Below are 10,539 nucleotides of genomic sequence, written 5' to 3' on the forward strand. Positions count from 1 at the left end.
TTCGAATTCCTTTGACTCACTCATATCACGATACTTATAAAGTTACATGAAACACATCCATATGTTTGACGAGGAAATGCAATGTCACCAAATGTCCCTTCTGCTGCCCAATCAACCACGGCAAGCAAGAAACAATATGACGTCGCCGTTATCGGGGCCGGGTTCGCTGGGCTTTCGGCAGCGATGCAGCTTGCGCGCGCCCGGTGCGATATATGTGTGATTGATGCCGGAGAGCCCCGTAACCGTTTTGCAACCACCGCCCACGGAGTTCTGGGTCATGACGGCAAAACCCCGGCCGAAATTCGCACTACCGCCATTGATCAGCTTTGTCGCTATGAAACTGTTGATTTTCGTCGCGGGCTGGTCACCGACGCCATGGCCTGCACGCTTCGCGATGCATCCGATCCGCTGTTTGGACTGAAACTTGCTGATGGTGGGGCCCTTGAAGCCCGGCGTATCATTCTGGCCACCGGCGTACGCGATAGCCTGCCCGATATTCCCGGCCTTGCCGAACGCTGGGGCAAAACGGTTTTGCATTGCCCATATTGCCATGGCTATGAAGTGCGCGATAGCCAGATCGGTGTCATCGCGACCATGCCAGCATCAAGCCATCAAGCAATGATGTTGCCTGACTGGGGACCGACCACCTATTTCAGCCAGTCTGAACATATGCCCGATGACGACATGGTCCTGGCCATGCGTAATCGTGGCATCACCATCGAACATTCGCCAATTGTCGAAATTCTGGGCAAGGCACCGGTCATTGATGGTGTTCGGTTGGCGGACGGGCGCACCTTGCATATTCAAACCATTTTCGCCGGTCCGACCGTGTCCATGCCAAACCCGGTTGCCGAGATGCTGGGATGCAGATTTGATGAAGGACCGCAGGGTCCGTTCATTGCTGTTGATCCCAGTCAGGAAACCAGTGTGCCGGGGGTATTTGCCGCCGGTGATGCCGCAACTGCACGTCACAATGCAACGTTGGCGTCGGCCGCCGGTGTCATGGCCGGGTTTGGCGCGCACCAATCACTAGTGTTTCGATAAGATCGTAAACCAGGGACAAACTTCAATCATATCCGAACAAGCACCGCCACGCATACCGCGCGGCGGTGCTTTTGTTACACGCCCGTGCAAAATGGATGATCCGGGAACGGTGTTCATTTGATCATCGCCCTAAAACCCCATAATTTCCGGGCGGTTCGCAACCGTCTGAATATTCATATGAATGTCACGCTTCTGAAATCTTAGTGACAACGAAGCCGCGTATGATCGCTTCAATGTTCAAAACAACAAATTGAACGATCAAATGAATATTTCTACGCGACAGCGCGACATCATCGACATCCTGCGCCGTGACAGCTTCGTCTCCATCGACAAGCTGGCCGAACATTTTGACGTTACCCCGCAAACCGTGCGGCGCGACGTCAATATGCTCAGCGACGCCAATCTGGTGCGCCGTCGCCATGGCGGGGTTGAATATGCCGGCGAACCGGGCATGAACCTGTCCTATGACAGTCGTCAGGTCACCAATATCGCCGCCAAACATGCCATATCGCTGCATGTCGCGAGCCTGATCCCCGACGGGGCATCGATCCTGATCGGGATTGGCAGCACGCTTGAACTGGTTGCGCTTAATCTGGTCGATCATCGCCATCTGACCGTGATCACCAACAACATGAATGCCGCCATGGCGCTGGGCAACAACACCAGCAACCGGATTGTCATTCCGGGTGGCACGCTGCGCCTGCCCGATCGCGACGTCATCAGTCCCGAAGCGGAGGCCATGTTTAACAAATACAAGGTCGACTATGGCCTGTTTGGCGTCGGCGGTGTTGAGCCCGACGGGACGCTTACCGATTTCGACCATCGCGAAGTCTCACTGCGTCAGGCGATTGCCGCCAATTGCCGCAGATCCATCCTTGTTGCCGATCAATCGAAATTCGGCCGTCCGGCCCCGGCCAAGGGCGGCCATCTGACCGACCCCGACCTGATTGTGGTTGATGGCGTGCCCGGCGGCGTTTTCGATCCGTTGTTTGACCGTCAGGACGTTCGCGCGCGTCTGCAAATTGCCAAAAGCGAAAGTTACGAATGACCAACCAGCCCCCCTTTATTCGCATCCATTCTGTGTCGCGCGTGTTTAACGGCGGCAATGGCGTGCATGACCTGTCACTCGACATTCCGCGCGGAAGCTTTGTCGTTCTGCTGGGGCCATCGGGCTGTGGCAAGTCGACAACCCTGCGTCTGATTGCCGGCCTTGAAACGGCTGATCAGGGGTCGATTGCGATTGATGGCAAGGATGTCACAAGTGCGCCGCCTTCCAAGCGCGGCCTGTCGATGGTGTTTCAGTCCTATGCCCTGTTCCCGCACTTAAGCGTTGCCGAAAACATTGTCTTTGGCCTCAAGGTCCGCAAAACCAAAAAGGACGAAATCAAGACCCGCCTTGAAGATGCCCTGCGTGTGACCGGCCTTGAGGGGTATGAAGACCGCAAACCCGCCCAGCTTTCCGGTGGGCAGCGTCAACGTGTGGCACTGGCGCGCGCGATTGTTGCCGGTCATCCGCTATGCCTGATGGACGAGCCACTCTCAAACCTTGATGCCAAATTGCGCCATGCCGTGCGCAAGGATATCCGCGACCTGCAACAACGCCTTGGCATCACGGTTGTCTATGTCACCCATGATCAGACCGAAGCCATGAGCATGGCCGACATCGTCATTCTGATGAAAGATGGCCGGATCGAGCAGGTCGGTGATCCGGCCGACCTTTACCTTAAACCCGCCACCGCCTTTGCCGCCGGATTTGTCGGAAGCCCGCCGATGACGCTAATCCCGGCCAATGCCCTGCCAACCTCAGTCATCCCGGATGGGTTTGATGCCAACAATCTGACCTTTGGCATCCGCCCCGAAGATCTGATCCTGTCGACCGGGCAGAACGATCATCCATGGGGCATCCCGGCGACCGTTACCGGCAGCGAGTTTTTGGGGGCCGAGACATTTGTATTTGTTGCGATCCCGGGAACGGATGGGGCCACCGCCCGCCTGCCCGGTCGCGTTGAAATTTCGCCCAGGACAGAAGTCTCGCTCAGTTGGGCTGGCGCTGCGGCCCACTGGTTTGATGGCGAACACGGTCATCGTCTGACACCGACGGTACCGGGCACATCAGCGCAAGATACCAAGATCACCTCTCAACCTGACACTGCAACTTCGACACTTTAACAGGGAACTTTTGTTCATGCGTAACATCGTAACCAGTGCTGCATTTGCGGCCGGACTGATGGCAACGGCGGCGAGCCCGGCCTTTGCTGCCACTGAACTGACCATGTATTATCCCGTCGCTGTTGGCGGCCCGCTGACCAGCGTGATTGACGGCATGATCGAAGGCTTTGAAGCCGAAAACCCGGATGTCAAAGTCAACGCCATCTATGCCGGCAACTATGACGACACCCGCCTGCGCGCTGTTTCGGCAATCAAAAGCGGCGATCCGGCACAGCTTTCTGTCATGTTCTCGATCGACGTCTATGACTTGATCGAACAGGATCTGATTGTTCCGTTTGATGATGTTGTCAAAACCGCCGAAGACAAGGAATGGCTGAAGTCATTCTATCCGGCACTGATGGCCAATGGCGAAGTCGATGGCAAAACCTGGGGCATCCCGTTCCAGCGTTCGACCATTGTCATGTACTACAACAAGGACATGTTCCGCGAAGCCGGTCTTGATCCGGAAATGCCGCCCCAGACCTGGGAAGAACTGGTAACGACCGGCAAGGCACTTTCGAAAGACGGCAAATGGGGCCTGATGGTACCCTCAACCGGTTATCCGTACTGGATGTTCCAGTGCTTTGCCATCCAGAATGGCAAGGAACTGATGAGTGCCGATGGCACCGAGACCTATTTCAACGATCCGGCTGTTGTCGAGGCACTTGAATTCTGGCGTGGCCTTGCGACCGAAGAAAAAATCATGCCCGAAGGCACCATTGAATGGGGCACGCTCCGTCAGGCCTTCGTTCAGGGTCAGACCGCAATGATGTGGCATTCAACCGGCAACCTGTCGGCGGTCAAACGCGAAGCACAGTTTGATTTCGGCGTTGCCATGCTGCCGAAACACAAACAGCCGGGCTCGCCCACGGGTGGTGGCAACTTCTATCTGTTCAAGGACTCAACCGATGAGCAGAAAGAAGCATCGCTGGCGCTGATCAAATACATGACCGCACCGGAACGTGCGGCAGAATGGTCGATTGCCACCGGTTATGTTGGTGTTACACCGGCGGCCTACGAAACCGACGCGCTTAAGGCCTATGTTGCGGACTTCCCGCCGGCACTGGTCGCGCGTGATCAGCTTGAAGTTTCGGTTGCTGAATTTTCCACCTACGACACCGCACGTGTCCGCGAAGGTCTGAACAACGCCATTCAGGCGGCCCTGACCGGTGAAAAAACCCCGGAAGAAGCCCTTGGCGATGCCCAGTCCGAAGCAGAACGTCTTCTGCGGGCCTTCCACTAAGAGCGCCCGATCTGCACGCCGAAGCGGGATATATTCCCCGCTTCGGCACCTTATTCTTTGATGATTTTGATTAATTGATTTCTTCGCAGGACGTGCCGACCATGAATGAAATGGCCCGACTTCAAAAACGCAGGCTTGCGCTTTATGGCTGGATGCTGGCCGCACCGGCATTGGCCCTGATGAGCCTGTTTGCCTTTTATCCGGCCATTGCGACCTTTTGGCACAGCCTGTTTAGCCGCGGCACATCACGCCGCCCGTCGGTGTTTGCCGGGTTTGAAAATTATGGCGATCTGTTTGCTGATCCAACCTTCTGGACGGTTGCGACCAACAACCTGATTTATGCCGGGGTGACCATCCCGGTTTCGATCATCTTTGCGCTCGTCATGGCGCTTTGGGCCAATGCCCATATCCCGGCACGATCCTTTGTGCGCAGTGCCTATTTCACGCCGACCATTTTGCCGATGATTGCCGCGGCCAATTTGTGGCTGTTTTTCTATACCCCCGATCTTGGGGTGATTGACCAGATTACCGGCTTTTTCGGCGCATCGCCAACCAACTGGCTGGGTCAGCCGGAAACCGCGCTGGCGTCCGTGATCATCGTGACGATCTGGAAGGAAGCCGGGTTCTTCATGATCTTTTATCTGGCGGCCCTTCAGACCATCCCGCCGGATCTGCGCGAAGCCGCCCGGATCGAAGGCGCTGGTCGCTGGACCTATACACGCCGCGTCTTGTTGCCGCTTTTGATGCCGACCACGATCTTTGTCTTCGTCAATGCGATGATCAACTCGGTCAAGCTGATCGACCATCTGTTCATCCTGACCAAGGGCGGGCCGAACAATGCGTCCAAGCTGATCCTGTACTGGATCTGGGAAATGGCATTTGCCTATTTCGACAGCCCGCATGCGGCCGCCATGACCATCCTTGTCTTGCTGGCCCTTGGCCTTGTTGCCGTCGCGCAGTTCCGACTGGTTGAAAAACGGACCCACTACCGATGAAAACAGATACCGTCACTGCCAACACTACACTCAAACTGCCTGATCTCTACAAGGTACTGGATGCGCTTGGTGCGTGGGTTCTCGCAATCGTCTGGATCTCACCTTTGCTGTTTGCCGCCTGGGCGGCATTGCAACCATCGGGCACGGCCCTTGGTCTGGATTTCTCCAATCCGCTGACCTTCGAGAACTTTGTCTATGTCTGGGGTGCTGTGCCGTGGGGTGGGTATTTTACCAATACCGTGGTGCTTGTGACGCTGATCCTTGCGGGGCAATTGGTGCTGTGCACATTGGCCGGGTTCGCCTTTGCCCGGTTTGAATTCAAGGGGCGTGATACGGTCTTTATCCTGGTCCTTCTGCAGCTTTTCATTCTGCCGGAAGTACTGATTGTCGAAAACTACGCCATCGTGTCCAAGCTGGGTCTGTTTGACACCGCCCTTGGCATCGGTCTGCCTTACATGGCCAGTGCATTTGGCATTTTCCTGTTAAGGCAAGCATTCAAATCCGTACCGATCGAGCTTGAAGAAGCCGCCCGGATTGAAGGATGCAGTTGGATGGGCGTTCTGTGGAAGGTCTATGTACCTGCGGCCAAGCCGGTCTATCTGGCCTATGCGCTGGTATCCATCGCGACCCACTGGAACAACTTCCTGTGGCCGTTGATTGTGACCAACTCGCCAGAAACACGGCCGCTGACGGTGGGACTGTCGCTGTTTGGTGCGCCGGAAACCGGGGTGGATATTTCGGCGATCAGTGCCGCAACCATCATGACCATTGCGCCGCTTTTAATGGCGTTTCTGATCTTCCAGGGGCAATTCATTCAGGCATTCCTGCGCGCTGGCATTCGATAGAAACCGGCAACCCGGTATTCACCAGGTTGCTTCAAGAACCTCGAACAGCGCCGATATCATCGGCAATTCCTTGCGCCGTTCGGTTGTGATCAGGCTCAGGCAGGCCGGAATGGAAACGGTGTTGCACACGGCAAGGCCGAAGGTCTGCTTTTCATGCAGTGCGATGGAATCACGACATAAGCTTAACCCTACGCCGGATCGAACCATTTCCAGCATCGAGGCTTCCTGATCAACGCGCGCGACGCAATTTTGTGTGCAGTCATACTGATCAAAAATCCGCCTCAGCAGCCTTGAATGCACCGATGCGTCTGTCGTTCCGATCCATGGAAGCTTTGCCAGTGTCGTCCAGTCGGCGTTTGCGACTTCTTTTTCCCAACCGACCGGGGCAATCACCCGATAGTTAAAATCGGCAAGTTTGATTGCGTGGATTTCTTCAGACGAGATGGCGGCAATATCAGCATCGACATCCGGCCCGCTCAGATAAAACCCGGCATCGATCTGATTGCGGCAAACCCGTGTCAACATCTCCCCACTAACGCCATGCACCAGTTCCGTTTCGATATCGGGGTAATCGGTGCGCATCTGGCTAAGCATCCGGCCAAGACGGATGAATTCCGGATCAACGATGGTTCCGATCCGAAGCTTCCCCCCCACACGCCCGGCACGCTTGCGCGCACTTCTGCGAAACTCGTCCATCGCATCGAGCACAAGCTCGGCCTTCTTGAGCATCGCCTGTCCATCGGGCGTGATTTGCAGGCCGGTTGATGTCCGCTTAAACAGCGAAATGCCGGTTTCCTCACCAAGACGCTTGATCTGGTGACTGATCGCCGGTTGCGTCAGGTTAAGCACCGATGCGGCACGCGAAACGCTTCCTTCGCGCGCGACAGTGACAAAAGCCAGCAACATGTTGATGTTCGAAAAACGAGTCATATAAATAACACTAATATTGCTATTCGGATTTTGTCATTAGATTTATGCGACGCTTGCCCGCTTAATACACATTCGGTGTTCGCACCAAATGAAGACCGCTTGCAGATCAAAAGAACAAGCGGCCATCGGAATTGCCTTTGCAGGCCTTTGGTTGCGCGGCCCTTTGGGCCGACAGCCAAACCGATAGAAACCAACAGGGAAGGCGCGTCACAACGATGACAACCACAGAAAACTTCGACTATGTGATCATCGGAGCCGGTTCTGCCGGCAGTTTGCTTGCCAATCGGCTGAGCGCTGATGCCAGGAACAAGGTGCTGCTGCTTGAGGCCGGCAAGGCAGATAACTATGTATGGATCCACATCCCGGTTGGCTACCTTTATTGTATTGGCAATCCGCGCACCGACTGGATGTATCAAACCGAACCGGACAAGGGCCTGAATGGCCGTGTCTTGCGCTATCCGCGTGGCAAGGCGCTGGGTGGGTGTTCATCGATCAATGGCATGATCTATATGCGCGGTCAGGCCCGTGACTATGACAACTGGGCCAGGATCACCGGCGAAGAAGCCTGGGATTGGCAGCATTCCCTGGCCGATTTCAAGCGCCATGAAGATCACTACAAGCTTGATCACGGCAACAAACCCACGACACAAAGCGGCAAACCGTTTTCCGAGATGCATGGTCATGGCGGTGAATGGCGCATTGAAAAACAACGGCTTCGCTGGGACATTCTTGACAGCTTCATCGAGGCTGCCGGTCAAACCGGGATCGAGCCGACCGATGATTTCAACGACGGCGACAATACCGGCATCGGATACTTTGAAGTCAACCAACGGTCCGGCTGGCGCTGGAACACGTCAAAGGCCTTTATCCGCCCGATCAAGTCGCGCCCGAACCTGACAGTCTGGACCGAGGCACAGGTCGAAAAACTGACCTTTGCGACCAATGCCGACGGCCAAACGGTGTGCACCGGGGCAATCGTCAACAAGGCGGGAAAGTCACTTGACGTTACGGCCAGCAAGGAAGTCGTCCTGTCTGCCGGGGCTGTAAACACGCCGCAAATCCTGCAACTTTCCGGCATTGGTCCGGCAGCACTCCTTAAGCAAAATGGCATCGACGTCGTGCTTGATGCGCCCGGTGTCGGACAAAACTTGCAAGACCATTTGCAAATTCGCGCGATCTATAAGGTGCATGGGGCGCGCACGCTCAACACCCTTGCCAACAGCCTGATCGGCAAGGCGCAAATCGGCCTGCAATATTTGCTGAGCCGTTCAGGCCCGATGAGCATGGCCCCCAGCCAATTGGGCGCCTTCACACGGTCGGATCCATCGCGGCAATATTCAAATCTTGAATATCACGTCCAGCCACTCAGCCTTGAGGCCTTTGGCGGTGATCTTCATGACTTTCCTGCGGTCACGGTGTCGGTCTGTAACCTGAACCCGACCAGCCGCGGCAGCATTCAGATCAAATCTGCGGACTTCCGAGACGCGCCGCAAATTGCGCCCAATTACCTTGATACCGACGAAGACCGCAAAGTCGCCGCCGACAGCCTGCGACAGGTCCGCGACATCATGTCGCAACCGGCCATGGCAAAGTACCAGCCCGACGAATTCAAACCGGGCGTGCAATATCAAAGCGATGAAGAGCTCGCCAAGCTGGCCGGCGACATTGCCACGACCATTTTCCACCCGGTCGGTACCGTCAAGATGGGCCGCAAGGATGACACATCAGCCGTGCTCGACCCGCATCTGCGCCTTAAGGGCGTTGCTGGGCTTCGCGTTGTCGATGCGTCCGTGATGCCCGAAATCACCAGCGGCAACACCAATTCGCCGACCCTGATGATTGCCGAAAAGGCCGCTGGATGGATCCTGTCTGACCAGTAAGTGCGATCTGCGTACGGCCTTTGAAAACAACTGAGAACCACACTTTTGTTTTCATGAAATAAATTCAGATATTGATACCCAAATTCCTGTCGCGCTTTTATCGTGTTTGGTGCAACATGGCAGAAGATCATAACTTTTAAAAATTCTTCATATGCCCGTATTGCTCCTGCTTTTTAGCACCACCCTCGTCTGGGCCCTGATGTTGGTCAGCAACCGCATTGCGCTGACCAGCTTTGCGGTTGATGCCTATGCCATGACCTGCTGGCAGCTTGTCTTTGGCGGGATGGCGCTTGTCCTGATTGCACCGGGGCGCCGCATTCCGTGGCGGCAATTCGCCCTTCCGATCAACTGGGCCTATGGGTTCCTGCGTGTATTGACCGGGGTCAGTTGGACCGCATCCCTTTTATATATCAGCGCACCTGAAAGCGGCATTCTGTCGCAAACCGGCATGCCGATGGCAGCCCTTGCCGCGACCTTCATCCTTGGGCGCGCACCGGGGCGTTCGGAATGGCTTGGCCATGCGATCCTGATATCCGGTGCCCTGTGGCTGGCCTGGCATTTGCCCGGCGGGTTTGCCAACCCGGCCGTGCTTTTGATGCTGGCATCCGAAGTCACGGCAATTTCATCCTCGGTTCTGGCGGAACTTCATCCTGATAATCAGGTCAAGGACACCTGGGCGCATCTGCGCTTTACCGGGGTGTTGTTGTTGATCACGGCCTCGGTCTTTTTGATTGCCCCGCCGGTGGTCGAATTCATAAGTCCGGTTGCGATCCCCTATATCTCGACCGATGGCCTGTTTGGCACCGAAACCCTGATTGCCGGACTTTTGATCGGCATTCTGTTCCGCGGGCCGGCAATGGTTTTAACCCTTCGATCCATCAAGATTGCCGGGGTCGAGAAATACATCCTGTCGACAAGCATCCTGCCCTTTGTCCTTTTGGGTCTTGAGATGCTGGCTGCCAAATTCGACCTCACACCGACACCAACCCATGACAGTGTGTTCTGGATCTCTTCCCTTTTGGTGATGATCGGGATTATCCAGATAACAGCTTCAAAACACCGCCACGCTGCAAAGACCAAACGGATTGCTGCGACGGCAAATACGCCCGCAACCCAAAGCACGACCTGACCACAGAACACAAGACCACGATCTCCCTGCAGGATGCATCTCTCCCCTCCATCGGAGAGAACATATGACCTTCCCCGGTCGCTATGTCCCCCGGCATCTTGCGCCTTTCGGTGTCCCCCCGAAAGGCTGAAACGCCCGGGCCTCCCACCCGGGCGTTTTCTTTGTTCCTGCACGGATCACCAAGGCACATTTGCGAATTCTCATTATTGGAATTTAATTTCCACCATTGATATCAAACGTTATTTAACTAACAAGTTGATGTATG

The 10,539-nt window shown here is 55.5% G+C and carries 9 protein-coding genes; 8 read left to right on the plus strand and 1 reads right to left on the minus strand.

Going from position 1 to position 10,539, the window contains the following annotated elements:
* Positions 1–81 precede the first annotated feature (81 nt).
* From AC5Q5A_RS18940 to AC5Q5A_RS18965, 6 genes are all read left to right on the plus strand, one after another.
* Positions 82–1,044, plus strand: a complete 963-nt coding sequence (locus tag AC5Q5A_RS18940) for an NAD(P)/FAD-dependent oxidoreductase (protein WP_493896248.1) — start codon at positions 82–84, stop codon at positions 1,042–1,044.
* Positions 1,045–1,306: 262 nt separating this feature from the next.
* Positions 1,307–2,092 (plus strand): DeoR/GlpR family DNA-binding transcription regulator, encoded by a 786-nt coding sequence (locus AC5Q5A_RS18945; RefSeq protein ID WP_338178669.1) that lies wholly within the window; start codon positions 1,307–1,309, stop codon positions 2,090–2,092.
* Complete coding sequence (locus tag AC5Q5A_RS18950; protein WP_493896249.1) at positions 2,089–3,213, plus strand: ABC transporter ATP-binding protein; 1,125 nt, start codon at positions 2,089–2,091, stop codon at positions 3,211–3,213. Before AC5Q5A_RS18945 ends, AC5Q5A_RS18950 begins: the two co-directional genes overlap by 4 nt.
* Before the next feature lie 16 nt (positions 3,214–3,229).
* On the plus strand, positions 3,230–4,495 hold the full coding sequence (locus AC5Q5A_RS18955; protein ID WP_493896250.1) for an ABC transporter substrate-binding protein: 1,266 nt from the start codon (positions 3,230–3,232) through the stop codon (positions 4,493–4,495).
* 101 nt (positions 4,496–4,596) lie between these two features.
* The gene (locus tag AC5Q5A_RS18960) at positions 4,597–5,490 is read left to right on the plus strand and encodes a carbohydrate ABC transporter permease (protein ID WP_064781728.1); all 894 of its coding nucleotides are present in this window, start codon (positions 4,597–4,599) and stop codon (positions 5,488–5,490) included.
* The gene (locus tag AC5Q5A_RS18965; protein ID WP_493896251.1) at positions 5,487–6,335 is read left to right on the plus strand and encodes a carbohydrate ABC transporter permease; all 849 of its coding nucleotides are present in this window, start codon (positions 5,487–5,489) and stop codon (positions 6,333–6,335) included. Before AC5Q5A_RS18960 ends, AC5Q5A_RS18965 begins: the two co-directional genes overlap by 4 nt.
* An 18-nt stretch (positions 6,336–6,353) precedes the next feature.
* Here AC5Q5A_RS18965 and AC5Q5A_RS18970 read toward each other — a convergent pair whose 3' ends face one another.
* Positions 6,354–7,265, minus strand: coding sequence for a LysR family transcriptional regulator (locus AC5Q5A_RS18970; RefSeq protein WP_493896252.1), 912 nt, complete (start codon positions 7,263–7,265; stop codon positions 6,354–6,356).
* Positions 7,266–7,480: 215 nt separating this feature from the next.
* On the opposite strand from AC5Q5A_RS18970, the gene AC5Q5A_RS18975 reads away from it, so the two are divergent.
* Together AC5Q5A_RS18975 and AC5Q5A_RS18980 are read left to right on the plus strand one after the other, a co-directional pair.
* On the plus strand, positions 7,481–9,145 hold the full coding sequence (locus tag AC5Q5A_RS18975; RefSeq protein ID WP_493896253.1) for a GMC family oxidoreductase: 1,665 nt from the start codon (positions 7,481–7,483) through the stop codon (positions 9,143–9,145).
* Between the two features lie 151 nt (positions 9,146–9,296).
* Positions 9,297–10,274, plus strand: a complete 978-nt coding sequence (locus AC5Q5A_RS18980) for an EamA family transporter (protein ID WP_064788539.1) — start codon at positions 9,297–9,299, stop codon at positions 10,272–10,274.
* Positions 10,275–10,539: the final 265 nt, after the last annotated feature.

The organism is Thalassospira sp. CA1 (genome assembly GCF_059052855.1).

Coding starts and splice junctions, on each gene's coding strand:
- AC5Q5A_RS18975 (WP_493896253.1), top strand. CDS start 7,481: ATGACAACCACAGAAAACTTCGACTATGTGATCATCGGAGCCGGTTCT.
- AC5Q5A_RS18940 (WP_493896248.1), top strand. CDS start 82: ATGTCACCAAATGTCCCTTCTGCTGCCCAATCAACCACGGCAAGCAAG.
- AC5Q5A_RS18945 (WP_338178669.1), top strand. CDS start 1,307: ATGAATATTTCTACGCGACAGCGCGACATCATCGACATCCTGCGCCGT.
- AC5Q5A_RS18965 (WP_493896251.1), top strand. CDS start 5,487: ATGAAAACAGATACCGTCACTGCCAACACTACACTCAAACTGCCTGAT.
- AC5Q5A_RS18955 (WP_493896250.1), top strand. CDS start 3,230: ATGCGTAACATCGTAACCAGTGCTGCATTTGCGGCCGGACTGATGGCA.
- AC5Q5A_RS18970 (WP_493896252.1), bottom strand. CDS start 7,265: ATGACTCGTTTTTCGAACATCAACATGTTGCTGGCTTTTGTCACTGTC.
- AC5Q5A_RS18960 (WP_064781728.1), top strand. CDS start 4,597: ATGAATGAAATGGCCCGACTTCAAAAACGCAGGCTTGCGCTTTATGGC.
- AC5Q5A_RS18950 (WP_493896249.1), top strand. CDS start 2,089: ATGACCAACCAGCCCCCCTTTATTCGCATCCATTCTGTGTCGCGCGTG.
- AC5Q5A_RS18980 (WP_064788539.1), top strand. CDS start 9,297: ATGCCCGTATTGCTCCTGCTTTTTAGCACCACCCTCGTCTGGGCCCTG.